The organism is Alkanindiges illinoisensis (assembly GCF_004377485.1).
GTDB classification, from domain to species: Bacteria; Pseudomonadota; Gammaproteobacteria; order Pseudomonadales; family Moraxellaceae; genus Alkanindiges; species Alkanindiges illinoisensis_A.
In genome coordinates this window covers 47,829-73,838 of sequence record NZ_SNTY01000006.1, presented here as the reverse complement: position 1 = coordinate 73,838, position 26,010 = coordinate 47,829, and the positions used below count along the sequence as shown (strand labels likewise).

22 protein-coding genes are annotated in these 26,010 nt (G+C 46.4%); 18 read left to right on the top strand and 4 right to left on the bottom strand.

From position 1 onward, the window contains the following. The first annotated feature begins 284 nt into the window (after nucleotides 1-284). The 3 genes from E2B99_RS01260 to E2B99_RS01250 all read left to right on the top strand — a co-directional run bounded on the left by E2B99_RS01260 (nucleotide 285) and on the right by E2B99_RS01250 (nucleotide 2,848). Nucleotides 285-1,841 (top strand): glycerol-3-phosphate dehydrogenase/oxidase, encoded by a 1,557-nt coding sequence (locus E2B99_RS01260; RefSeq protein WP_205669619.1) that lies wholly within the window; start codon nucleotides 285-287, stop codon nucleotides 1,839-1,841. 169 nt (nucleotides 1,842-2,010) lie between these two features. Beyond that, on the top strand, nucleotides 2,011-2,355 hold the full coding sequence (locus E2B99_RS01255; protein WP_026471309.1) for a YbjQ family protein: 345 nt from the start codon (nucleotides 2,011-2,013) through the stop codon (nucleotides 2,353-2,355). Between the two features lie 22 nt (nucleotides 2,356-2,377). Beyond that, nucleotides 2,378-2,848 (top strand): YbjQ family protein, encoded by a 471-nt coding sequence (locus E2B99_RS01250; RefSeq protein ID WP_134243192.1) that lies wholly within the window; start codon nucleotides 2,378-2,380, stop codon nucleotides 2,846-2,848. Between the two features lie 33 nt (nucleotides 2,849-2,881). Here E2B99_RS01250 and E2B99_RS01245 read toward each other — a convergent pair whose 3' ends face one another. Further along, entirely contained in the window at nucleotides 2,882-4,558 is a 1,677-nt protein-coding gene (locus E2B99_RS01245; protein WP_134243191.1) for a putative bifunctional diguanylate cyclase/phosphodiesterase, read from the bottom strand. A 315-nt stretch (nucleotides 4,559-4,873) separates the two neighbouring features. On the opposite strand from E2B99_RS01245, the gene E2B99_RS01240 reads away from it, so the two are divergent. The 3 genes from E2B99_RS01240 to E2B99_RS01230 all read left to right on the top strand — a co-directional run bounded on the left by E2B99_RS01240 (nucleotide 4,874) and on the right by E2B99_RS01230 (nucleotide 10,099). Beyond that, nucleotides 4,874-6,079 (top strand): acetyl-CoA C-acetyltransferase, encoded by a 1,206-nt coding sequence (locus E2B99_RS01240; protein WP_134243210.1) that lies wholly within the window; start codon nucleotides 4,874-4,876, stop codon nucleotides 6,077-6,079. A 24-nt stretch (nucleotides 6,080-6,103) separates the two neighbouring features. Beyond that, nucleotides 6,104-8,239 (top strand): 3-hydroxyacyl-CoA dehydrogenase NAD-binding domain-containing protein, encoded by a 2,136-nt coding sequence (locus tag E2B99_RS01235; RefSeq protein WP_134243190.1) that lies wholly within the window; start codon nucleotides 6,104-6,106, stop codon nucleotides 8,237-8,239. 399 nt (nucleotides 8,240-8,638) lie between these two features. Further along, on the top strand, nucleotides 8,639-10,099 hold the full coding sequence (locus E2B99_RS01230) for a hypothetical protein (RefSeq protein ID WP_134243189.1): 1,461 nt from the start codon (nucleotides 8,639-8,641) through the stop codon (nucleotides 10,097-10,099). A 61-nt stretch (nucleotides 10,100-10,160) separates the two neighbouring features. On the opposite strand, the gene E2B99_RS01225 is transcribed toward E2B99_RS01230, so the two are convergent. Beyond that, on the bottom strand, nucleotides 10,161-11,456 hold the full coding sequence (locus E2B99_RS01225) for a class I SAM-dependent methyltransferase (protein WP_205669618.1): 1,296 nt from the start codon (nucleotides 11,454-11,456) through the stop codon (nucleotides 10,161-10,163). Nucleotides 11,457-11,570: 114 nt separating this feature from the next. Between E2B99_RS01225 and trhA the strand changes: the two genes are divergently transcribed. From trhA to E2B99_RS01210, 3 genes are all read left to right on the top strand, one after another. After that, nucleotides 11,571-12,221 (top strand): PAQR family membrane homeostasis protein TrhA, encoded by a 651-nt coding sequence (trhA, locus tag E2B99_RS01220; RefSeq protein ID WP_134243188.1) that lies wholly within the window; start codon nucleotides 11,571-11,573, stop codon nucleotides 12,219-12,221. Between the two features lie 333 nt (nucleotides 12,222-12,554). After that, nucleotides 12,555-13,856 (top strand): MFS transporter, encoded by a 1,302-nt coding sequence (locus E2B99_RS01215; RefSeq protein ID WP_134243187.1) that lies wholly within the window; start codon nucleotides 12,555-12,557, stop codon nucleotides 13,854-13,856. 172 nt (nucleotides 13,857-14,028) lie between these two features. Continuing rightward, a complete protein-coding gene (locus E2B99_RS01210) occupies nucleotides 14,029-15,504 on the top strand; it encodes a GGDEF domain-containing protein (protein ID WP_134243186.1) in 1,476 nt (491 codons plus the stop codon). Nucleotides 15,505-15,531: 27 nt separating this feature from the next. On the opposite strand, the gene E2B99_RS01205 is transcribed toward E2B99_RS01210, so the two are convergent. Then, nucleotides 15,532-16,542: a metallophosphoesterase gene (locus tag E2B99_RS01205; RefSeq protein ID WP_134243185.1), complete on the bottom strand. Its 1,011-nt coding sequence runs from the start codon at nucleotides 16,540-16,542 to the stop codon at nucleotides 15,532-15,534. A 259-nt stretch (nucleotides 16,543-16,801) separates the two neighbouring features. Between E2B99_RS01205 and E2B99_RS01200 the strand changes: the two genes are divergently transcribed. Then, nucleotides 16,802-18,424, top strand: coding sequence for a phospholipase D family protein (locus E2B99_RS01200; RefSeq protein ID WP_134243184.1), 1,623 nt, complete (start codon nucleotides 16,802-16,804; stop codon nucleotides 18,422-18,424). A gap of 103 nt (nucleotides 18,425-18,527) precedes the next feature. Here E2B99_RS01200 and E2B99_RS01195 read toward each other — a convergent pair whose 3' ends face one another. After that, nucleotides 18,528-19,262 carry a lysophospholipid acyltransferase family protein gene (locus tag E2B99_RS01195; RefSeq protein ID WP_134243183.1) on the bottom strand — a complete coding sequence of 245 codons (735 nt, stop codon included), beginning with the start codon at nucleotides 19,260-19,262 and terminating at the stop codon, nucleotides 18,528-18,530. A 350-nt stretch (nucleotides 19,263-19,612) separates the two neighbouring features. On the opposite strand from E2B99_RS01195, the gene E2B99_RS01190 reads away from it, so the two are divergent. The 8 genes from E2B99_RS01190 (at nucleotide 19,613) to E2B99_RS01155 (ending at nucleotide 25,982) form a co-directional block, all read left to right on the top strand. Beyond that, nucleotides 19,613-20,227, top strand: a complete 615-nt coding sequence (locus tag E2B99_RS01190; protein WP_134243182.1) for a superoxide dismutase — start codon at nucleotides 19,613-19,615, stop codon at nucleotides 20,225-20,227. After that, the gene (locus E2B99_RS01185; protein WP_134243181.1) at nucleotides 20,220-20,408 is read left to right on the top strand and encodes a hypothetical protein; all 189 of its coding nucleotides are present in this window, start codon (nucleotides 20,220-20,222) and stop codon (nucleotides 20,406-20,408) included. Before E2B99_RS01190 ends, E2B99_RS01185 begins: the two co-directional genes overlap by 8 nt. A gap of 131 nt (nucleotides 20,409-20,539) precedes the next feature. Beyond that, a complete protein-coding gene (gene hflX / locus E2B99_RS01180) occupies nucleotides 20,540-22,021 on the top strand; it encodes a ribosome rescue GTPase HflX (protein ID WP_134243180.1) in 1,482 nt (493 codons plus the stop codon). Nucleotides 22,022-22,313: 292 nt separating this feature from the next. Continuing rightward, the gene (locus E2B99_RS01175; protein ID WP_134243179.1) at nucleotides 22,314-22,733 is read left to right on the top strand and encodes a hypothetical protein; all 420 of its coding nucleotides are present in this window, start codon (nucleotides 22,314-22,316) and stop codon (nucleotides 22,731-22,733) included. 310 nt (nucleotides 22,734-23,043) lie between these two features. Next, nucleotides 23,044-23,712, top strand: coding sequence for an LrgB family protein (locus E2B99_RS01170; RefSeq protein ID WP_134243178.1), 669 nt, complete (start codon nucleotides 23,044-23,046; stop codon nucleotides 23,710-23,712). Nucleotides 23,713-23,974: 262 nt separating this feature from the next. Continuing rightward, nucleotides 23,975-24,433 carry a DUF2147 domain-containing protein gene (locus E2B99_RS01165; RefSeq protein ID WP_134243177.1) on the top strand — a complete coding sequence of 153 codons (459 nt, stop codon included), beginning with the start codon at nucleotides 23,975-23,977 and terminating at the stop codon, nucleotides 24,431-24,433. Nucleotides 24,434-24,553: 120 nt separating this feature from the next. Beyond that, entirely contained in the window at nucleotides 24,554-25,000 is a 447-nt protein-coding gene (locus E2B99_RS01160; protein WP_134243176.1) for a DUF2147 domain-containing protein, read from the top strand. Between the two features lie 535 nt (nucleotides 25,001-25,535). Next, nucleotides 25,536-25,982: a DUF2147 domain-containing protein gene (locus tag E2B99_RS01155; RefSeq protein ID WP_240687682.1), complete on the top strand. Its 447-nt coding sequence runs from the start codon at nucleotides 25,536-25,538 to the stop codon at nucleotides 25,980-25,982. Nucleotides 25,983-26,010: the final 28 nt, after the last annotated feature.

Genomic DNA, 26,010 nt, shown 5'->3' with positions numbered 1-26,010 from the left:
CAGTTAAAGCTAGTTTTATTAAATTTTGATGAAGAAATAAAAATTAATATGCTTGAGCCAAATAAATTAAAAAACGGCCAATTGTCTTTGTTAAAAACATTACGCTAAAAAATTTACATAATTGACAGGTTTTCTGGCATAGTTGGTCAATAGCCGGTATGTATTGTCAAACTCCCTCTATGGGTCTTGGGCATAATTGCAAATAATGCAACCTCTATATATAGGGATTTTCAGGGCAATGATTAAACGCCCTAAACATAATCATAAAGAAACAGAAGGAATAAATGATGCTTGGGCAACAGGTTAACTTGCAGACGCTGAGCAATACGCACTGGGATGTGGTGGTGATTGGCGGTGGCATTACCGGGGCAGGTATTTTTCTGGAAAGCGCACGACGTGGTCTTAAGGTTTTATTGCTGGAACAACAGGACTTTTCATGGGGTACTTCAAGCCGCTCCTCCAAAATGGTACATGGTGGCTTGCGCTATATTGCTCAGGGCGATATTTCACTCACCCATCACTCGTTAGAGGAACGTGAGCGCCTGCTCAAGGAATTGCCGGATCTGGTGGTGCGCATGTCGTATTTTTTCCCCATTCGCAAAGGCCAGTTTCCGGGTCGCCTGTCCATGCAAATGGTGATGATTGCCTATGATGCGCTGGCCAGCATCAAGGATCATGAGTGGCTGGAAGCAGATGCGGTTAAAACCCTGTTTCCTGCTTTAAATGGGAAACAGCTTAAGGGTGCCTTACGCTATACCGATGCATTGACGGACGATAGCCGGCTAGTCATCCGTGTGCTTCAGGAAGGATGCCTTGAAGGCGGTACAGCGCGTAATTACAGTAAGGTAACTAACATTGCACAGCAGGAAGATGGCAGTATGTTGCTACAGGTTAGCGACACTACTGCTTTCCATCAAAAGCATGGGAATCAACCTCTCCATCATATTAGGGCCAAGCATGTGTTTAATGCGACAGGCCTATGGGCTGACCAGTTATCCGGTACTGCCCCGCGTATTCGCCCGCAACGCGGCAGTCACTTGTTTGTGGCCAAAGATCGCTTGCCGATTGATAGCTGCTTGACCCTGCTGCATCCCGATGACAAGCGCTACGTGTTTGTCTATCCTTGGAAAGGCGAAACCTGTATTGGCACAACCGATCTTGATCACCGCTTTGATATTGATGAAGAAGCATTTTGCACCGAGCAGGAAGTGGATTACCTGTTAAAGCTGGTAAATCATGAATTTCCGGGGGCTGATCTTGAGCGCAGCGATATTCATTCCACCATGGCTGGTGTGCGGCCCATCATTGCCTCCGGTGCCGGGCGCGACCCGTCAAAGGAACGACGCACGCATCTGGTCTGGCAGTCCAATGGCATTATTTCTGTGTCTGGCGGCAAACTTACCACTTTTCGGCAAATTGCGCTGGATGCCTTGGCAGCGGCTGGCATGATTGATGCGGCAACCCATAAATCCCTGTTAAAAGGCAAAACAGGCCGCTGCTTTAACCATCAGCTGGATACGCCAAAGACATTGGATCAACCGCTGGCTGGTATTGCCACTGGAGCAGAACTGGAGCAACAGGTGCGCTGGATTTTACAGCATGAAATGGTGCAGCATCTGGATGATTTGATGCTTAGGCGTTTGCGGGCTGGCAACTTATTACCTGATGCCGGGATGAGCCTGTTGCCACAGCTTAAGCCCCTATGTCAGCAGGTTTTACTGTGGAATGAGCAGCAGTGGCAGCAGGAAGTGAACCGCTATCAGGCCATTTGCCAGCGCTATTACCAGCCGCAAGCTGCCGAAGCACAAGCATTTATTGCCGCGCAACCTTTACAGGCGTAGTGGTTAAATTATTCTCTGACTATGAGCAGCCTGCATTCATCTCGCCATGTCATATATAGTTAATTACAGGGAGATTAATGCTGATATGGTCTTTGCAGAGTAGCTATTTTTTTGGCACACTCACTTCACCTTCAGTGTTGATACCCCACAAACCACTATGTCCTCAAACCTGCTATTAAGTAATCTGGAAAGCCTGCCCGGCCATCGTATCATCAAACAACTGGATGTGGTTTATGGCAGTACGGTTCGCAGCAAGCATGCTGGCCGCGATATTCTGGCGGGCCTGAAAAACATTGTGGGCGGCGAGCTTACCGCCTATACCGAACTGCTGGAAGAATCACGGCAGGAAGCCATTAGCCGTATGACAGAAAAAGCGCGCCTGCTCGGTGCCAATGCCATCGTTGGTATCCGGTTTTCGACCTCCAGCATTGCACAGGGCGCCGCCGAGCTATTTGTCTATGGCACCGCCGTCATTGCCGAACCTGAACACATGCCACCATTTCCGAACTCTTAATCACTGATAACAGGTTAATGGCATGGAATTTTTAATCAAGCTGGTGATTTTTATTTGCCTGTTTTGCATTGGCTGGTATTTTGGCCGTCGCGCTGAACACAAGCATTTGCAGGAGCTATTGGCGGCTGAGGCTACCCTAAGTTATATCCGGCTGGGTAGTCGCCGCTTTGAAACGCGCCAGCAGCCCGGCCAACTGGTTACTGCCAGCGTGGTGATTTCACATGATTATTTTAAATGGGTGTGGTCGCAGATTCACAACTTTTTTGGTGGGCCGCTCACCACGTATGAAAGCCTGCTGGATCGTGCGCGACGTGAAGCCATTGTACGACTCAAGCAACAGGCCCAGAAAATGGGTGCTTCGGAAATTCTGGCGCTACGGCTAGTGACCACTGAAATTGGCGAACAAGGGGGTATGGTAGAGGTATTGGCTTACGGCACTGCCATTATTTCCAGTCAGCCCAACCAGTCTGCCTTATGGCCGCCGGTTCCCTGAGCTTTAAGACGTGGTTGTATTCATATTGAACAGTTAAGAAGTGCTGTCGGAATGATGATAAACGCCTGCATGTTGGCTATACCATTCTGCAAATTTTTCTGCGGGCAATGGCTTGGCAATCAGGTATCCCTGCGCCATGTCACAGCCCAGCGTGGCCAGAAACTGGTAAATTTGCTTGTTTTCTACCCCTTCTGCAATGGCCTGTAATCCCAGATTATGCGCCAGCATGACGGCTGCTTCCATGATATAAATAGCGCCCTGGTCTTCAGGTAGTCGGCGTACAAACGACTGGTCAATTTTAAGCACAGAAATGGGCAACTGATGCAGGTATTGCAGCGATGAATAACCCGTGCCAAAGTCATCAATGGAAATTACAATTTTTAGCTGAGTCAGGCGTTTAAGCTCGTCAATGGTATGTTCAACATCCACCATCAATGAGCCTTCGGTAATTTCCAGTTCAAGTAACTCACCTGGTAAATCATACTGGTTGAGCAAGCGCACCACTAAATCGGTAAAACCCGGCTGTAGCAGATTGCGGGTAGAAATATTGACTGAAATCGACACATCAATTCCGGCTTTTTGCCATGCTGCAAGCTGCTGAATTGCCTGTTCCAGCACAAATTCGGTGATCACATCAATCAGAGTGCTTTGCTCAGCACGCGGTATAAACTTGACGGGTGGAATCATGCCACGGCTCGGGTGCTCCCAGCGAATCAGTGCCTCTGCGCCATAAATCTTTCCCGTGTCAATTTGTACCTTGGGCTGATAATGCAGCGCCAATTGTCCCATCTTTAACGCATGTCTGAGCTGTCCCAGCAGGCTGATATTTTCTTCAGTTGCAGTCTTGATAGCCGGATTATACGCCACCATGTCACGGGAGGTTTGCTTTGCAAAAATCAGTGCAGCTTCTGCCATATTGACACAATCCTCCGGCAGTTCATCAGCATGATTAAAAATAAAGTAACCAATCCGTGTATCAATATGAATTTTAATATTATTGTAAAGTATAGGCTCACGAGAATCTTCAAATAAACTGGCTAACAGTGGATCAATTTCCTTATAATTTAGGCGAAATAATAAGGAAATCTGGCTTACCTCGGTGTGAAAAATTTCTACATTACTACATAAGCTGGAAAAACGCGCTGCCAGTTGCAAAATGGTTTGCTCCACCACACTTGAACCAAAAGCCGACTTGAGTTCAATTTCATTTTCACAGCACACTACCACCAGCAAAAAATTACGTGCTTCATCACCAGTAACATCATAATGCTCCAGCCTTTTAATCAGTGCATGCCGATTGGGTAAGTTGGTTAGACTATTATGTCGCAATAACCATTTTAGTCGTTCCTGATAGGCACGTGCACTATCACTGGTCAGGCCTGCCAGAAAACCGATCAGGGTAAAAACAGTGAGCCTGAATGTCCAGTTACCGGCACTCTGCGAATCACCACCAATCAGGTCATGCGGCATATACGGCCCTAGCATGAAACCTGCAACCAAGCCAGCCAGAATACCGCCGCGATAGCCAAACACAAAACCAGCCAATAATATGGGTATATACATGGCATGCGAATAGCCCAGTTTTACCCCCCCGGTATGGCTAAACAGGATAGTAATGCAAATCATGAGCACAACAACCAAAGGCAGTGTCACCCGTTGCACCATCTGCCGGTGCTGGTCAATCCAAACGAGTAATATTCCCTTTTTCATGCGCCCTTCCCTAGACTTTTAGCCTGATCGTGCGTACTTAACCTTTAGTCTTTACTGTGAATGCGTTTTTTTAGACGATCGGCGATTTATCAAATTTAAGTTTCTAAAATTTATACGCTTTCTATTACTTCTGTACAAGTCGTTCTACTACAACTGTTTTGCTATTTTTTGTGTCAAGGATGCGAATGTTTATAGTTGTGGCAGGTTTAATGCTAACCATTCTCGCCAGAATAATTGGCACTTCTTGTCATTGCCCAATTGGCGCAACCTACTACACTCATTGCCATTGTTAAATCACTGATTAAGGACATGGCAATGAGCGAAGCCTATATTTTTGATGCCATTCGCACCCCTCGTGGTAAAGGAAAAAAAGATGGCAGCCTGCATGAAGTTAAACCCATTACTTTATTAACCACCCTGATGCATGCGCTGGAACAACGTAACCATCTGGATACCAGTAAAGTTGAAGACGTGGTGCTGGGCTGTGTGACGCCAATTGCAGATCAGGGTGGCGATATTGCCAAAACTGCGGCCATTGCAGCGGGCTGGTCTGATAACGTGTCTGGCGTGCAGATTAACCGTTTTTGTGCATCTGGTCTGGAAGCGGTCAACCTTGCTGCCATGAAAGTGCGTTCCGGCTGGGAAGATTTGGTTGTGGCAGGTGGCGTTGAATCCATGTCACGTATTGCCATGGGTTCCGATGGCGGCCCGTGGGCACTGGACCCGGAAACCAACCTGAAAGCCGGCTTTGTACCGCAAGGCGTTGGCGCTGACCTGATTGCTACACTGGATGGCTACACGCGCTCTGATGTTGATGAATTTGCTGCTAATTCGCAAGCCAAGGCTGCACAGGCACAAAAAGAAGGCCGTTTTGATAAATCCATTGTTCCGGTTAAAGATGCTGCTGGCGTTACCATTCTGGAGAAAGATGAATTTATCCGTGAAGGCACAACAGCAGAAAGCCTGCAACGCCTAAGCCCCAGCTTTGAAATGATGGGCAATATGGGTTTTGATGCGGTTGCCCTGCAAAAGTATCCAGAAGCCCAAAAAGTTAATCATGTGCATCATGCCGGTAACTCCTCAGGTATCGTTGATGGTGCAGCACTGGTACTGATTGGCTCTTCAAGAGCCGCTCAGGAATACAACTTAAAACCGCGTGCCAAAATTGTGGCTACAGCACTGGTGGGTACTGATCCTACCATCATGCTGACTGGCCCAGCACCTGCTGCGCGCAAGGCACTGGAAAAAGCTGGCCTGACCATTGATGACATTGACCTGTTTGAAGTGAATGAAGCCTTTGCAGCCGTTGTGATGCGTTTTATCAATGAATTAAATGTGCCTGCGGAAAAAGTAAACGTGAATGGTGGTGCCATTGCCATGGGTCATCCACTGGGCGCAACTGGTGCCATGATTCTGGGTACACTGCTGGATGAACTGGAACGTCAGGACAAAAAACGTGGTCTGGCGACCCTGTGTGTGGGTGGTGGTATGGGCATTGCAACCATTATTGAGCGGGTTTAAGGGAAAAGGTTAAGGAGTTAAATAATGAGCGCGATTAAATATCAAAAAGACCAGGACAACATTGTTACCCTAACGCTTGACTCTACCGGTCAATCTGCCAACACCATGAATGCCGAGTTTCGCAGCAGCCTTAAAGAAGTGGCAGAGAAACTAAAAGCAGAGACCGATCTGGCCGGTGTAATTATTACCTCTGCCAAGAAGACGTTCTTTGCTGGCGGCGACCTGAATGAACTGATTCAGGTTAAACCTGAAAATGCGACTGAATTCTTTCAGCAGATTGAAGAACTGAAAAAACACATGCGTACCATCGAAACACTGGGCAAACCAGTAGTTGCGGCCCTGAATGGTACGGCGTTAGGTGGCGGCTGGGAAATTGCGCTGGCAACCCATCGCCGTATTGCCCTAAATGATCCAAAAACCAAGTTTGGTTTGCCTGAAGTGACTTTGGGCCTGCTGCCGGGTGGCGGTGGTATTGTGCGTATGGTGCGTTTTCTGGGCCTGCAAAATGCATTTCCATTTCTGATGGAAGGCAAGCAGTTTGACGTGAAAACTGCCGTTTCTTTAGGTTTGGTGCATGACACCGCCGACAGCATGGAAGAAGTGCTGGACAAGGCACGCGCCTGGATCAAAGCGACACCGAAGTCACAACAGCCCTTTGATGTGAAAGGTTACAAGATTCCCGGGGGCGATCCACGTACACCAGCCGTAGCTCAGGTCTTGGCCATCGCCCCTGCCATGCTGCGTGACAAAACCAAGGGCTGCTATCCAGCGCCAGAAGCCATTATGAGTGCAGCGGTTGAAGGTGCTCAGGTAGATGTAGACACTGCTCTACGCATTGAAACACGTTACTTCAACAAGCTCACTACCGGACAAGTTGCCAAAAACATGATTGGCACCTTCTGGTTTGGCCTCAATTCCATCAAGGCTGGTGGCAGTCGCCCACAGGGTATTGCACCTTGGCAAGCCAAAAAAGTAGCGGTATTGGGCGCTGGTATGATGGGCAGCGGCATTGCCTACTCCTGTGCCATTAAGGGCATTCAAGTGGTACTTAAAGATGTATCACAGGAAGCTGCCGACAAAGGCAAAAGCTACAGCCAGAAACTGCTGGAAAAGCGCGTTTCTCGTGGCCGCATGACACCTGAGAAAAAAGACCAGATTTTGAGCCTGATCACGGCCTCTGCTGACTATAATGACCTGGCTGGTTGTGACTTGATCATTGAAGCTGTCTTTGAAAATCAGGAACTTAAGGCCAAGGTCACACAGGAAGCAGAGCAGCATCTGGTTGCAGATGGCATTTTTGCGTCCAACACCTCTACCCTGCCCATTACCGAACTGGCCAAAGCCAGCCGTGACGAAAGCCATTTCATTGGCCTGCATTTCTTTAGCCCGGTTGATAAAATGCAACTGGTTGAAATCATCAAAGGCAAAAACACCAGCGCTGAAACACTGGCGCGTGCCTATGACTTTGTCCAGCAAATTGCCAAAACGCCGATTGTCGTCAACGACAGCCGTGGTTTCTTTACCAGCCGTGTGTTTGGCACTTTTATTCAGGAAGGCATGCGTCTGGTGACTGAAGGTGTTCATCCCGCTAAAGTTGAAATAGCAGCCCTAAAAGCCGGTATGCCAGTTGGCCCACTGGCCATTCAGGATGAAGTGAGCTTAAGCCTGACGGAACACATCACCAAGGAAACCCGCAAGGCCCTGCAAGCTGAAGGGAAAAACCTGCCGGAATCCCCAGTGGAAGAACTGGTTGAATGGATGATTCATTCTGAAAACCGCAAGGGCAAAGCAGCTGGTGCTGGTTTTTATGAATATCCACAGGGCGGCAAAAAACACCTGTGGGATGGCTTGTCTAAATGGCAAAAAACCAATGATATTACTGAACAGGAAATGATTGACCGTATCCTGTTTGTACAGGCGCTGGACACAGTGCGCTGTATGCAGGAAGGCGTATTGGAATCTGTGGTTGATGCCAATGTCGGGTCTATCTTTGGTATTGGATTTGCGCCATGGACTGGTGGTGCCATCCAGTTCCTGAATCAGTACGGTCTGGATAAGGCGGTTAAACGCGCACAGGAACTTGAAGCCAAATACGGCGAGCGCTTTGCGGTTCCACAACTGCTGAGTGACAAAGCCCAGAAAGGTGAACTGTTCAAGTAAGAATCACTCTGATAGTTGATGAAAAAGGCGCCATGTGCGCCTTTTTTCTGTACTGCTTTTTTAAGAGCCAACTGATGCTGTTTTTTATTCCTGCACAACTTTATACTTAAAACCTGCCACTACCTACGTGAGATTTTGCAATGTCACAACAACCGGTTAAACCAACTTCTGGTGATGATATATTTCCGCTTAAATATCTTTATATTAGTGTTCTTGTCGTGATCTTATTCATGGTTTTCTTTTACTTTGCCACGCATTAAGTCGTGTAAAGAGACGAATTTAGTTTTTCTTGTTTTTAGTGATTCAATCCCTTCTTTTAAATACAAATGCGATAAATCATGATAATTTATCGCTCATTAAAATCTGCGTTTTAAACTTAACAACATATTTGAGAATGTAATGCTTCCTCATAAAAATTATGCGGGCTGTCTTATATTGGCGGCCAGTTCCCTATTGCTTAGTGCTTGTGGTGGCGGTAGCAGCACGAATGCTCCTAATGAAACTACAAGCCCGGAAATTAAGCCTCAGCCCTTTCAGTCTAGCTTTAGTAGCACTTTAACGATTGAGGAAAAGACAACGAATGGCTCAAAAAAATATGACATTCCGACTAAATCAACGAATGAAAAAGACAATGGACTTGCTTATAGCGTCATCACTGAGCTGGCAAATACACTTGCAACCGAGACGGAACATGGTGCCATACGGTACCCTCGATTAAATCAATTGATGCGCTTTACGCTGGGTGAAAATGACAATAGATTTAACCTTGAAATTGAATATAACCCGCTATTAAAACAAGCAACGGCATTTACATTAATTAAAACCAGTATAAATTCCGCTAATACTGACCAAACATTTACTTGTGAGCAAGAAGATTCTTCCCTCAATAATCAATGTGCTGGTTCAACAGTGAATTATGACCCTACTTACGGTACGGTAGACATCAATTTTACCCAATCAACGTTTAAATCCAATGATCTATCTGAAAACTTACTCATCCTTAATGGAAAGCTTAAAGGTAGGCTCTCTATTGCACCGCAAACATTGCAAGATATTCCTCAAACAAGTCACGGCTCGGTGGTTATAGATGGCAAAACCCATCAGGTTATCGCTGCGGTTAATACTCCGGAGCAAATTATTGGCTCCAGAATATTTAACCAGGGTATTTCTGTTTTAACCAATAATGATATTAATCTATCCTTTAGCAAGAATAATAATGGCCTTTACAGCCAGTATATAGATCATAGTCACTACTTTTTAGATGCTGAACCGGCGGATACGCAAAACTTAAGCTTTAAAGATTTAACGTCAGCCAGTCAGTTTACCTTGCTAGCGACATTATACAATTTTTCCAGTTTTGGTAATGAACCTAAACCAGCGTCACTCATGATTAGTGCCTCAGTAGAGGCATTAAAGCCACAACAAGTATTAACTCTTCATCCTATACCATCAAACTCACCAAGCGCAGATCAGAATAACCCTTGGTATTCAGATAACTCCTATTTTAACCGCAGCAATATTCCCAATGACTTTAAAGTGAGTCTGATTAATCACAATACCATCACACTGGAAAGTCAGGACATTAAGGCAACGATTAAAGATAAAAAAGTAAAGTCTGTTCAACTTAATACGGTATTACTTGATTCTAGCGCCAGTAGCTTAACGCGCTTAATTATACTTGACTATCAGTGTGGTGAGGCTAATTCACCCTGTAAAGGAATTCAGGTAGAGCCAAATGGATTTGGTGTAAAATTTAATAATACTGTTCTCACCAATTCCAGCCCATCTAACCATGGCAGTGATAATCCACCACCTCCAGCCATTACCCTAAATGGTGGAATAGTCTATATAGGACGTTAATTCAATTTAGCAGCATTCATCCAAAAGCACGCCATACCCAGCGTGCTTTTGATCATTTACTTCAACCGTTATTTTCGCCCAGCAACTCTTCCAGACTTTGTTTTTCAATCCCATAAAACTGCTTAAGCGCCTGTACTTTTTGCAGGATATCAGCCTGCTTTTTGGCACTCTGCTGTTTTTTTTTGGCCAAAATCATCTTGTTTTTTCTGGTATGTTCCAGCGCCACAAACTCAAAAACCTTGGTTTCATAACCGTTGGCTTCCAGCAATAATGCACGCATGCTATCAGTCAGCATTTCAGCCTGCTGGCCCAGATGCACACCATATTGCAGCATGGGCTGTAGCAGGCCCGGCATTTTAAGTTGCGGACGAATTTCCTTATGACAACATGGCGCGCACATGATAACCGACGCATTCAGCCGAATCCCGGTATGCAGGGCATAATCCGTCGCAATATCGCAGGCATGCAGGGCTATCATGACATCCACCTTACTCGAACTGGATTCTCGTCTTGCGTCTGGGCAAAGCGGTGCTTCGCTTGAGCCAGACCCCGGATTAAAACTGCGCACATCACCCTGATAAAATGTCATTCCCTGTGCATCAACCGTATCAGCCACCCGATTACAAAACTGCACCAGCTCATCACGTAGCTCTACTCCGGTGACCTCTGCGGTTTTATGCAGTTGCTGCACAATAAAATCATGCACAGCAAAGGTGAGATAGCCCTTGCCTGAACCAAAATCTACTACCGAAATAGATTCGTGCTGTTCCAGCTGGGTCTGCGCCACGGCATTGGCAAAAATTTCTACAAACTTGTTAATTTGTTTCCATTTGCGTGACATGGCCGGAATAATCTGGCCCTGCTGATCTGTCACACCTAACTGTTGCAGGAATGGCCGTGATTGCTCCACATAGCGCTGTTTGGCACGGTTATGCAGTGTGCCGGGTTGAGGGCTATTTTGAGGTGGCATGTCATTTTGTCCAGACTGCAAACTTGCCTGTTGCGTAAGCAGCGGTTTACCTTTTTTGCTGATCATGAGCTGATATTCAGTGCTGGTCGTTTTGACATTGACCTGCTTAAAGCCTGCATCCAGTTGCCGGATAATTTCGGCCAGTGCATCGCTCAAAGTATAGTTTTTGGTGATATCACGGGTCTGGTAACGATAAACCAAGCTCAGCATCGGCTGGTCTTTTAAATAAACTGTGCGAATCTGGATTTTTTCCAGACCGGTTTCATTGCCCTTATATTTGCTTAAACTGATTTTTTCCAGTTGACCCGCCGCAAAACCACTGCTGATAATATGTTGTAACTGCTGAACGCTGTCCGATGAAGATAGAGGCAGTGGCTGGTCAGACATGGCAATATCCAGTTTTACAATAACGAAAACAGATATGATAAAACATCCCACTGATGAGTGCTAAAAATGCCCTTAAATTTATGTTAATGTGATTCAAAACAGGTGTGTATTAGCATGAATTCATCCAGTCCCATGATGCCCTATAACAGCCAAGAAGAACGCATCAATGCCCTAACACATGCGCTGGGTGCTGTACTGGCGCTCATTGCTGGTATTTTTTTACTCAAAAAAGGCCTCGGCAGCTTAAGCAATGCCCAAAGCACCGGACTGGTAATTTATAGCATTAGCATGGTGGTGCTATTTTTGGCCTCTACCCTCTATCACAGCATTCAATCGCCCAAAGCGCGTACCTTTTTAAAACAACTGGATCACAGTGCGATTTACCTGCTGATTGCGGGCACCTATACCCCATTTTTAATGATTAGCCTTGAGGGTTTTAAAGCTGAACTGCTGCTGTGGATTTTATGGGGCATGGCAGGCCTTGGTATTATTTTTAAGCTGTTTTTTATTCACCAGTTTCCCAAAGTTTCCCTGACTGCGTATCTGGTAATGGGCTGGCTTGCCGTGTTTGTCTTGCCAGATATTTATCATGCATTACCCCCGGCGGGATTTTTCTGGCTGGTTGCAGGCGGTGTAAGCTATACGCTGGGAACGATTTTTTATGCAGCCAAAAAATATCCCTATACCCATGCCATCTGGCATTTATTTGTGCTAGTGGGCGCTGCCTGTCATTGCTGGGCAATTTACACTTATGTTTTATCCTAACCAATAAATATATTTTAAGCATTCACCAAGTTTTTAAAGTAATTTTTACAGCAGCGCATTTTTATAATGCTGATCCTTAGCAGCAATCTACTAAACCCTCTCAGATCATAATTTTACACATAACTCAGGTTATATATTTTTTTGCCATAAACTTACTGAATGACACAAGCTTGTTAAAAATACGAGTTTTATAAAAAACAGTATCAAACACTGGTATCACAATCCGGCTGGTGGCAATATTAACCGCTTAATAAATTGTGTCTTTTTTAGTCAGACTAATGAACTCCTATCATTTCCTGAATTAAAAAATACTTTACTGCACAACCGGGATAGATGATGAGTAATGTTGCTGTGGCAGCGCCTGCCAAAACCAACTCAAAAGCAACGGTGCTGTTTGCCAGCCTGATCGGCACCACGATTGAATTCTTTGATTTTTATATTTTTGCTACTGCTGCAGTGCTGGTATTTCCAGTCCTGTTTTTTCCGGGTAATGATCCTGATCTGGCCCGCTTACAATCTTTTATGACCTTTGCGATTGCCTTTTTTGCAAGGCCAATTGGTTCTGCCCTGTTTGGACATTTTGGTGACCGGATTGGCCGCAAAGCAACGCTGGTTGCTGCCTTACTCACCATGGGACTCTCAACTGTTGCTATTGGGTTGTTACCCAGTTATGCACAGGTTGGCGTGCTTGCCCCTTTGTTGCTGGCGCTATGCCGCTTTGGACAGGGGCTGGGGCTGGGCGGTGAATGGGGTGGTGCGGTATTGCTGGCGACCGAAAATGCCCCGCCCGGCAAGCGGGCATGGTATGGCATGTTTCCACAACTGGGCGCGCCGATTGGTTTTTTAATGGCTAGCGGCTCTTTTCTGCTACTGGGTGAATTCCTGAGCGAAGCAGACCTGTTTGCTTGGGGCTGGCGCCTGCCTTTTATTGCCAGTAGTGTGCTGGTGCTGGTCGGGCTGTTTGTGCGCCTAAAAATTCACGAAACACCGGTGTTCCAGGCCACACTGGACAAGCATGAACAGGTTAAAGTTCCCATGCTCACCGTATTTAAGCATCATGGCAAAATGCTATTTTTAGGCACTTGCATTGCGCTGGCCACCTTTGTGCTGTTTTATCTGGTGACTGTTTTTGCCCTAAGCTGGGGAACAACCAGCCTGGGTTATAGCCGCGAGCATTTTCTGGTGTTGCAGATGATTGCGATTTTGTTTTTTGCAGCCTGCATTCCGGTTTCTGCACTGCTGGCAGACCGTCATGGCCGTAAAATTACTTTAGGCATTATTTCACTGGCCATTGCTGTGTTTGGCCTGTTTATGGCTCCCCTGCTCAACAGCGGCACCGATGCAGGTGTGCTGGGCTTTTTGTGTATTGGTTTAGCCCTGATGGGACTCACTTATGGGCCTCTGGGTACTATTTTATCTGAATTATTCCCAACCAATGTCCGCTATACCGGCGCATCTTTAACCTTCAACCTTGCTGGAATTTTTGGAGCTTCACTTGCACCTTCAATTGCAACGTGGCTGGGTAAACAGTATGGTCTTGGCGCAGTAGGTTATTATCTGGCCGCAGCTGCGCTAATTACCCTGCTGGCAGTATTGGTGACGCAGGAAACAAAAAATCAGCAATTGGACAATTAAACACAGCGCTAATCGTCGGTTTTTTCATGTAGTTTTTAATGAAGTCAGCTAAGCTTAAATGCGAAACTGGCTTCTAACTGCAGGCGTGATGCTAAAACTTACAACCAGCGTATGGGTACTGGTTTAGATTAAAACAGAGTGGCTAGTGCCCTCATAAAAGGACGAGGAAATATTGGTTAAACTTTCCCATCAGCAACCTAATCTGCACTACATTGATGAGCGCATTTTCCTGCTTAAAATTACAGTGCTGCTGATTTGTTTACCCTCAATACTGGTGTTATATGGCTGGCTATGTGAAAGCCGCATACTGGCTTGGTTATTCCCGTCCGGCATTTCCATGAAGGCCAACTCGGCATTCTGCTTTATTCTGTCTAGTATTGCACTTGTACTATTCTTAACCCGGCGTCCGCTGGCCATGATGGTTCAGCGTATCCTGTCGCTTATCTTGATTAGCATGGGGCTGATTACGGCTTACCAGTATATTAGCGGCACTGATCTGCCTTATGTAGATTCATTACTGGTTCAAAATCAGCTGGTTCAGAATGATCCTGACAATCAGCTATTTTCAAACCGGATGTCACCGCTGTCGGCCATTAATTTTATTTTAAATGGCCTAAGTATTTTTTTACTCACCTTCCGTAATTATCACATCTTAAACCTGGCCCGTATTATTACCATCCCGGTCATCCTGACTGCCATCATGGTATTGATTGGTTATGCCTATGGGGTACGTGAGCTGTACCGCTTTGGTTTTTATGTGCCTTTGTCACCCTTGTCGGCCATTGCCTTCATTGAGCTGAGTGTGGCGCTGATATTCATTCATGCCGAACGCGGCTTTATGCGCCTGTTCGTTGGACAAACACTGGGCAGCAAAATGGTCCGCTGGCTGCTGCCCACCCTGATTCTGGTGTTTATTACCATTGGCTGGCTTTGCCGTCAGGGCAACCTGATGCACTGGTACAACAACCAGTTTGAAGTTTCCATGCTGATTTTCCTGACCCTGTTTCTGTCATCCTGCCTGATTATCTGGCAGGCCCGTGCCCAGCATGGTCAGGAGCTACTGCGCCAGCGTGCACAGCATGCGCTGGAACTTAATAACATTAACCTTGAGAAAAAAGTGGAGCGGCGCACACAGGAACTTAAGAAGCTCATGGAAGAACTGGAAGCCTTAAGCCTGACCGACAGCTTAACTGGCCTTGCCAACCGGCGTGCCTTTGAACAACGCCTGAAAATGGAATGGCAACGTGCTACCCGTTATGAGCATCCGCTTACGGTCATGCTAATTGATGTGGATCATTTCAAGCGCTTTAACGATGATTTTGGTCATCAAACCGGTGATCATGTATTGGCACAGGTTGGCGCTATTTTACAGCAGGCAGTGCGCACAACAGATCTGGCTTGTCGTTATGGCGGTGAGGAATTTGTGATTATTTTACCGGACACACCAATGGATGATGCCCTGCCCATTGCCCATCGCATCCGTGAACAAGTAGCTGACCACCGGTGGGAAGCACGTCAGGTGACAGTCAGTGTTGGGGTAGCTCAGCTTAATCAGCATAAAACGCCCAACCAACTTGTGTCCGATGCTGATCAAGCGCTCTATGAGGCCAAGGCAGCAGGCCGTAATCAGGTGATTTATCTGAACTGATCAGAACTGGTTGACCCACTAAACCTGTTAATGCACATGCAAAATATCAATGGTAGGCGGCGTTCTAAACCGTAAAGGCATGCCCACCAGCCCAGTGCCAACTGTGACAAACACCTGTGCATTTTTAACCTGATACAAGCCCTTTTTAAAGCCCAGCAAAGATACCCGGCTTAGCACATAATCCGTAAGCCACGGTAACTCTAGTTGTCCACCATGTGTATGACCTGACAGCATCAAGGGGCGATAGGGTAAATCTGGTACTTGCGCCACCGTATCCGGGTTATGCGCCAGAATGAGCCAGGGTTTATCCTGTGGCAATGCGGGCATGGCTTGCATGTCTGCCTTGCCCGCCCATAAATCCCCTACCCCAATCAGGCGAATTTCATTCATTTCTATAATTTTCCCTTCAATGGGAATAATATTGGCAGCTTCAAGCCCTTCCTTGAGCACCTGCTGAATAGGTGGCCCCGGAATTTGCTCATCATGATTACCCGGCACTGAATAAGCCGGTGCGTTAAAACCGGATAGAATTTTTAGGTCTTTAATCAGTTGGTCACTGGGTTCATAAGTCCAGTCCCCGGAAATCACGATAAAGTCCGGTTGTTCCTGATTCACCAGATTGACAATGCGCCTTAACTGACGGGCGCGCCCGGAAAACAGGCCCACATGAATATCGGCCAGCAAGGCTACCCTTAAGGGGTCCTGCAAGGGTGGTGAATCATGCAAGTGTACCGGGGTGCGACGGACAACCAGAATCTGTGGCTCCACAAAGCGTGCATAAATTAAAAAAACCGACAGCAGTAACATCGGTACCGCTTGCCATGCATCCTGCACACCAGTTGACCACTGCCAGAGCGTCCATGAGAAAAATGGCAAGGTCAGGTACAACCCGTAATAGACAAATAATAAAATAAAGGTCTTGAATGGCGAAACAGTCAGGGAATGACGGCAGCCATGAATCGCACGGATTACAGCATATACTGCCAGAAGCAGAAAAATGCCATTAAAAATAATCTGTACTGAAGCAGGGTCAGTCATTATTTCTCCACTGGTTGAAAACCCCAGGCTATGGGGCAGTATCAGGTGGTAATTCAATTCTGTCCAAATGGCGTTACGTAAACACAAAACCCATTGAATTACAGCCTGTTCATTTCTATTCTAGCAGCACACATTTATTCATTTATTTTAGTCAAGCAGTGCTTATACTATGTAAGCATTTCGCAACCAGTTTAATGATTGTGTGTCCCTGATTTTTACTCACTAACCCATTATTTTCTTGAAGAATAGGATATTCCGCATGGAGCGCCAGACGACCTCAGGCTTTCTCTCCCAGTGGCTCAAGCTTGCGTTCATTTTTTGCTTAGGTTTTCTGCTGTATGCCTGCTCCAGCCTGCCGGAACGGATGCCGGTCAAGCCCAGTTATTACATTTCTGATACTGGTAATACCCAGCTTGGCCAGCTGTTTGAAACCCGTAAGTCAGCGCATGAGGGGTTAACCGGCTATCACTTGCTGATTGATCCGATTGATGCCATTGCTGCACGTTTAATGCTGATTGAAAAAGCGCAAAAAAGTCTGGATCTGCAATATTACATCTGGCACAACGATAAGGTTGGCGCACTGGCACTGGAAGGCCTGCTGCGTGCGGCAGATCGTGGCGTCAAAGTACGTCTGCTGCTGGATGACAATAATACCGGCGATCTGGATGCCAGCCTACTTGCAATTGATCAGCATCCGAATGTGGAAGTTCGCCTGTTTAACCCGTTTGTGTACCGCAAATGGCGCATGCTGAATTATTTACTGGACTTTAGCCGCAATAACCATCGCATGCACAACAAGACATTTATTGCTGACACTCAGGTCGCGCTGGTCGGCGGACGCAATATCAGCAACCAGTATTATGATGCTGGTGAGAGTTTTCAGTTTTCCGATATTGATGTGATGATGGTGGGTCAAGTGGTGCCCGAAGTTGCCAAGTCATTTGACGACTACTGGAACTACCCAATGGCCTATCCGGTTAGCCAGATGATTAAGGCCAAAGATCACCAGCTTGACTTAAAACAACTCCGTTTCCAGTTAGCACATTACAAAGCAACCAGTACGGCACAAAACTATTTAAACCTAACACGGGAACAAGCCGATTTTGATAACTGGCTGTCCGGTGACGAAAAAATGCAGTGGGTGCCTGTGCATCTGGTGCAGGATTCACCTGAAAAAATTAATAAAGATGCAAAACGCAGCGAACACCTGACCTTCCAGCTACAGAATCTGGTGGGCAAGCCACAAAAGCAGCTGGATATTATTTCAGCCTATTTTGTGCCTGCCGATACGGGCACTGAATCACTGATTAACCTGAAACGCCAGGGTGTACGGGTACGGGTGCTCACCAACTCGTATGCTGCCAATGACGTGGGTGTAGTGCATGCGTTTTATGCCAAACGGCGTAAGGAACTGCTGGAAAATGGCATTGAGCTGTATGAATTCCTGCCTCAGTCCAAACCCAATGGCAAGCGAAAGGCTAAAAAGAATCATTTAAGTGCCTTGGCTGATGACACGCCAAATCCACAGAGCAGTGGTATTGGTGATAGCAGCGACGCCAGTTTGCATGCCAAAATGATGGCATTCGACAACCAGCAGGCTTTTATTGGTTCATTTAACTTTGACCCACGCTCGGCCAATTTAAATACCGAAATTGGCGTTATTCTCGATAGCCCAACGCTGGCGACACAGGTTTCCAAAGATCTGGACAGCGCGATTATGAATATTGCCTACCGGGTACGTCTTAATGAACGCGGCAATATTATCTGGGAAGAAAAAACGCCCACGGGTATCAAGGTGTATACACAAGAACCCAATATTAGCCCGGTCAAGCGGTTTGGCTTGAAAATGCTGTCTTACCTGCCGCTGGATGGTTATATGTAAGCCTAAAGCTTGCATAGCATTAGGCTTTAATTAAAGCGCTGTCTTGAATCATATTTTTAGCAGCGCTGCTTTCTATTACTACAAATCACCTTAATTATGCTGATTATGCTGGCTGAAGCACTTGCTGCTGCAATGCCAGCAGCCCTTCACTCATCTGGCGATGCAATTCAGCCGTTAAGGATTCCACATCGTGGCCTTCTGGTGAAATTGCAGGCAATGGCATCAGATGTGCCCGTATTTTTTTAAGGCCTAAGACCTGAAACAAGTGCGGCGCAAAACCATTATCATCGACAAATGGCACAACCTGATCCAGTTGCCCCTGCTCATTCACATAGCACAGCACCAAGGGCTGAATGGATGTCCGGGTTGCTATGGCCGAGGCCAGTAACTTGCCATGCAGGCGTTTTACCGCACGGCCATCGGTGGTGGTGGCTTCTGGAAAAAACAGTACGGGGATTTTCTGATTTAAAAATCCGGAAATCTGTTCCTTAACCACCACAGAATCACCAGAACCACGCTTGATAAATAGCGTTCCACCTGCCTGTGCCAGCCTGCCAAATACGGGCCAGTTCTGGATTTCTGCCTTGGCCAGAAAGAAAATCCGGGTTTGCGAGCCAATCACTGCCACATCCAGCCACGACACATGATTGCTAACCCACAATGCATGCTCAACAGGCATCGGTGCATGAACCGTCACGTCAATATCCAGCGCCTCGCACAGGCGACGGCAAAAATAGCGCACCATTCGCGTATGTTTTGGCTGGTTGGGCTGGCTGAAGGCACCTTCCCGAAACGCCAGTCCAAAACCTTCATTAATCACTTTAAGCAAGGCAGTCATATGTTTTAACTGCCTAAGCGTCAATTGGCCCTTAACCTTTAACTGCTTAAATTGCTTTAATGAAACAAAAGGAATCTGGGACGGAAATAAATTCAACGTTTTCACCTGACTTATCGCTAAAAGCGGTGACCCGCCTGCTTAGCATTTAACTAAAATGACCACCGTATAGTGCCATATTTTCTGGCTAAAAAAATGAATGACTATGCCCGGTGATTTAGAAATCAACTTGCTAGCAGTGGATTGGATACATAAGCAATTGACTTTAACTTATTTGATAATAATTATCATTTGTATTAATGCAGCTAATTATTTATTCTTTCGGATAAACCAGCACTGCATGAGAACTGATTATGGCCTATCACCTTCCTACCTTGGCTTATGCCTACGATGCATTAGAACCGCACATTGATGCCAAAACCATGGAAATCCATCACACTAGGCATCATCAGACTTATATTAATAACCTAAATGCCGCCATTGCAGGCACAGCATGGGAAAAGCTGACGGTTGAAGAACTGGTATCGCGTATTGATGAAATTCCTGCCGAACTCCGCAACACGGTTATTAACAACGGTGGCGGCCATGCCAATCATTCGCTGTTCTGGACTGTCATGCAGCCTGATGCAGCAGAACAACCTATAGGCATATTGGCACAGGCTATTGAAGCTAATCTGGATGGTTTTAATGCTTTTAAAGCGGCATTTACCAAGGCAGCGTTAAGTCGGTTTGGCAGCGGCTGGGCATGGCTGAGTGTTACGCCTGATAAACAATTAATTGTAGAAAATACTGGCAATCAGGATTCCCCACTAATGCACGGCAATACGCCCATCTTAGGGCTAGATGTATGGGAGCACGCTTATTACCTGAACTATCAAAACCGCCGACCTGACTATATTGGTGCTTTTTATAATGTTATCAACTGGGAAGAAGTTTCCCAGCGCTATCAAACGGCACTTGATGCTTAACCCTGCACAGGACACCGATATGTATATGAACCCTAAAACTGCTGTTTTGCCGCCCCTTGTAAAACCCGGAGCACCCACCATGTCACGCCTGTTTCGCTGCTGGTTTCGCTATTTTATCGGCACACTGATTTTGCTATCTGGCAGTACAGTATTACTGATGAATGGTTTTAACAGTTTTTAAATTAATAGCCTGTTAATACAGCGTCAACGCATGACCTGCGCTTGCCAAGATCACACAAATAATGCAGCAGACCACCACAAAATTGCTTAAAATAGCTGCTTCTTATTTTCTTGCTACAGGTCAATTCATACGTGGAATATTTTGAGCGGCATCAGGGCGGTGAACGGGCATTGCTGGTTCACATGAGCGTGTATCAGCTTGAAGAACTGGATGTTGAAGAATTCAAGCTGCTGGCCCAGTCTGCCGGCGCTGATATTGTTGACTTGATCACTGGTTCCCGCCAGCGCCCTGACCCCAAGCTGTTTATTGGCAGTGGCAAGGCTGAGGAAATTGCCGCTCGCGTTCAGAGTGATGAGATTGATCTGGTCATTTTTGACCACACCCTGACACCAGCACAGGAACGTAACCTTGAGCGGGTCATGCAGTGCCGGGTCATTGACCGCACTGGCCTGATTCTGGATATTTTTGCCCAGCGCGCACGTACCCATGAGGGCAAGTTACAGGTAGAACTGGCCCAGCTGGAACATTTGTCCAGTCGTCTGGTACGCGGTTGGACGCACCTTGAGCGGCAAAAAGGCGGGATTGGCTTGCGTGGCCCCGGTGAAACCCAGCTGGAAACCGACCGCCGCCTGCTGAGAATCCGGGTCACCCAGCTCAAGGAACGACTGGAAAAAGTACGGCAAACCCGTAGTCAGGGTCGTGCTGCACGCCAGAAAGCTGATGTGCCAACCATTTCACTGGTGGGCTATACCAATGCTGGCAAGTCCACGCTATTTAACAAGCTGGCCAACAGCGATGTCTATGCGGCTAACCAGTTGTTTGCCACGCTTGACCCCACCTTGCGCCGTCTGGAATGGGATGGCCTTGGCACCGTCGTGCTGGCTGATACCGTGGGCTTTGTGCGTAATCTGCCGCACTCACTGGTTGATTCCTTTCGCGCCACGCTGGAAGAAACGCTGGAAGCCTCGTTATTGCTGCATGTGATTGATGCCAACAGCTCGGAAATGCACGAGCAAATTGAAGCGGTTGAAGCCGTGCTCAAGGAAATTGGCAACAATGTGCCGGTGCTACGGGTCTATAACAAAATTGATGCCAGTGGCGATGAACCCCGTTTGGTTGAAGCCGCACCTAACCAGCCAGACCGGGTGTATGTGTCGGCTTATACTGGCGCCGGGATCAACCTGCTAAAACAGGCAGTACAAACCTGCCTGATGGGTCAGCTGCATGACTTTGAACTCACCCTGCCGGCCAGTGCGGGCAAGTTGCGCAACCAGCTTTATCAGCTCAATGTGGTGCGAAACGAGCAAACGCTGGACAATGGCTATAGCGTGCTTCAGGTTCATCTGGCACAGGATCAGCTCCAGCAGTTGATTGGCAAGGCACAGCTTTTGCCGCGCGAGGTATTGCCACCACATCAAGCTGCTTTGCTTGAGCGACCACTGGAACATTTTGAGCAAACTTCGGCTGAGCAAGCGCAATTTGAGCCCAGTGATGACCCAGAACTTGCGTTTGAATTTGATGATGAAAACCATTCATTAATAACGCAGGAGCAAGCAGGTCAATCCGATGATGCCTTAGCGCATCCGCTGGAAAAGCCGTGTTCATCCTCTTAAACTGTGCTCCCGGACATTAACCCCAGCTCTAATCTTAATCAATATGTTGATACGCTTAGGTATAGTAGATCTCTTGCATAAGTCTGGTTTCGACAAGCTCAACCAACGCTGCCTGAGCCTGTCGAAGGCGAGTTGGTACAACTTATGAAAGAAGTCTAGTATTTAGCTAAACTGTTTATTGGCATGTGGTTTATTAGCAAATGGTGGAATAGCACTGATTGTGTTGGAGCGCTATGCTACCGCTGGGATTAATTGGGTCACTCCAGTTTTACCGTTTACTTTAGGCGATATCATGCTATGGAATAAATATGACTGGCCAGCATTGCTTGCCACTTTAAGCCTGATTGTGCTGGTGCGGGAAAGCTGTGTCTGGTTAATGGGTCTGTTTGCGCATCCTGAGCTTGGCAATTTAGTGGGTTTGCTGTTATTGCTGGCAATTCTGGTGCTGTGGCGCAAGATTAAACCCTTGCCCATTCGTATGCTGGATGCCAACACGCATATTATGAAAGAAAGTGCCTTTGCCTTTTTGCCTATTTCAGCAGGTGCCATCATCATGCTGGCGCATCTGGGCAAAGAGCTGCCGTGGTTTCTATTTATTCTGGTATTTAGCACCCTGCTGCCCCTATGGCTTTATGCACAAATGGCCAAACGCTGGATGAGCTCAGGTAAGCAGAGCACCGCTCTGCCTGAGCGCAAGACCTTGCGACATTAATGTCTCATGTGCCTGAGTAGCAAGTATCAGCACGCATTGCTTCATCCAGGCGCAAGAGGCAAGCTTCTGCTTAAGTAACTCAGGTTAGCAGTGCCGCTTCGCCTTGCGGCATATATGCCTCATCTGCCTGAGCGCAAGACCTTGCGACACTGGTGTCTCATATAGCTAATTAGGTAAAGATTAATTCAGCGTTGAGTAAATAGTGACCAGATATGAAGACGCTGATTAATTAACATGTTTTTGGCCCAGCGCTTATCACCGTTAAATAAACACTTCACAGGCTTAGCCAGTTAAAGAGGAAATTATCACGATGCTATTGGTCATTGCTGGCTTTGCCCTCACGCTGGTTGCACATATATTAGCCCGTTTTTTGGGTCAGTATTTCCCACGCCTGCCTGTGATTGTGATTGCCATGTTTATTGTACTGGCCCTGTTATGGCTGGTGCGCTGGCCGTATGACCATTACATGCAACAGGTGGATCAGCTATTCCGGCATTTGCTGGGCTATGTCACGGTGGCACTGGCCATTCCACTGGCAGCAATCCGGCTGGATGATGTGCCGCTCAAGGCACTGGTTGGGCTATTTGTGTTTGCCACCCTCACCAGTGTAGCCATTCCCATGGGGCTGGCTTATGCCGTGCATTTGTCCTCGCCTACTGTGCTGGCCTTTGCTACCCGTGCAGTGACTACCCCGATTGCCTTGAATATTGCAACATTAATCCATGCGCCACTGGCTATGGCAAGCCTGATTGTGATTTTATCCGGTCTGGTGGGTGCTGCCCTGTCACCACTGATATTGCGTCACCTGAATGATGAGCGCGCTGCTGGACTGGCCTTGGGACTAGCTGCCCATGCCATTGGCACCGTGCAAGCCTGGCAACGCGGGCCAGTGGCCGGACGTTATGCCGCTTTTGGCATGGCCGTGAATGGAATTTTAACCGCCATCTGGCTGCCGCTGCTGTTCCTGAATTTGTTTTAAACCAATATGTACGGATGTATTTCGTCGTTTTCATCAATTAAAATGTAGATATAGTTCCTTAATTTAAGGTTAAATGATCGAACCGTTCACATAAAATAGTTGTAGGGAACCTTGTATTCGATTAAATTGTCTACAGATATATCAATGTTAAGTGTTGTTAATTTAATTAACTTCAATTGCCGGTGATCTTATCTGTCCGCGCATCCATGCGCTGCTTAAAAGTAACAGATCATGCGATCGTTGAAGGTTAAGGAGAACCTAGATGTTAAAATCGTTATCCATCGCTTGTGCAGCAAGTTTGACTTTCTTATGTGCTAGTTTTGCCCAGGCAGGTGATTTAACCGGCACATGGCGTACTATTGATGACAAAACCGGCTTTTCCAAGGCACTGGTTGAAATTAAAAAAGACAGTACGGGCGCTTATCATGGCACCATTGTTAAGATTATTCCCCGTCCCGGCTATACGCCCAAGGAAACCTGCCAGAACTGCCCCGCGCCTTATACCAACAAGCCAATGGTTGGCCTGACGGTATTAAATGGCCTGCAGCAGGATCCAAAAAATGAAAACAACTTTATCAATGCCAAAGTGCTTGATCCGTTGTCAGGTAATATTTACAAAGGTAAGGCCAAGCTGAGTGCCGATGGCCGTCGTCTGACTATGCGTGGTTATGTGGGCATTTCTGCCTTGGGTCGTAGCCAGACCTGGATTCGCGAGGACTAAACCTAACCGCTGCTAAATACTTTTCTTCATTGCAACAGGGCATAATTATTAAAAAAATGATTATGCCCTTTTTTTTGTTTCAGCTACTATTAGAATGATTACTCTAATAAGGATTCTGCAATGAAAAACTGGACACTGGGGTTGGTCTGTCTGATGAGTTGCGCCATGAGCCACGCGGCAGATGTGACCGGGATCTGGCGTACTATTGATGACCGCACAGGCTTTTCCAAGGCACTGGTTGAAATCAAAAAACAACCTGATGGTTCTTATACCGGCACCATTATCAAGATTATTCCGCGTCCCAATTACACGCCCAAGGAATTATGCCAGCACTGTCCAGCACCCTATACCGACAAACCAATTCTGGGTCTAACGGTATTATGGGGTCTAAAAGCTGATCCAAATCGTCCTAACCAGTACACTGGCGCTCAGGTACTTGACCCGTTATCTGGCAAGATTTATAAAGGCAAAGCCAAAGTGAATGCAGATAACCGCCAGCTGACCATGCGTGGTTATGTGGGTATCTCTGCCTTGGGTCGCAGTCAGACCTGGATTCGCGAGCATTAATTAGGCAATACTCCCTGATTCATTATTTTAAAAAATTTAAACACACTAAAAGCATGCGAGCCTTTTTCTGCATGCTTCCAGTCGTTTTGCTACCCTGTTTTAACATTCCATAACCTGCTAATACATTAGCAATTATTATTAGACTTCTTTCATAAGTTGTACCAACTCGCCTTCGACAGGCTCAGGCAGCGTTGGTTGAGCTTGTCGAAACCAGACTTATGCAAGAGATCTATTCATACCATTGTTTTTGGTCAGTTCACGCTCAAATTAATTCAACAATAGCTTTTTAATTTATAGCGCCACAATTGATTTTATTCGGGCTAAACAAATTTCCTATTAATACGCGTAGTACTTAATAATGCCGCTTATATAAAGTTCTATAACCTCAATATTAAAATAAATTTAGTTTTAACAATATATATTCGCATTTATTCCACAGTTAGGATATAAATTGTGTACTCAACAGTTTTGGATATTAATTACTTTTACTGGTTTAATAGCCCCCTGTTTAACCTCTTTTTAGGAAGTATAATTGATGAAAGCATGGATGATGATTCTTGGCAGCTTAAGTCTGGCCTCTGTTGCCAATGCAGCTGATCTTAATGGCGTATGGCGTACGATTGACGATAAAAGCGGCGTCGTCCGTGCGCATATCCAGATGGCCAAACAACCTGACGGCAGTTATATCGGCACACTGATTGAAGATTTTCCAGCACCGGGTGAAAAACCTCTGGTGGACTGTACTAAATGCCCAGCCCCTTATACCAACAAACCCATCATTGGCCTTCAGATTTTAAAGGGATTTAAAGAAGATCCTAAAAATCCCAACAATTTTATTGATGGCAAAGTGCTTGATCCACGCAATGGACATATTTATAGCGGCAAGGCCAAATTAAGTGCTGATGGCCGGAAGTTTAGATTGCGTGGCTATGTAGGTGTATCAGTATTAGGCCGTAGCCAAACCTGGTTACGTAAGGAATAATTTCTGTCTTGTTCAGCTTTTGTAGCAA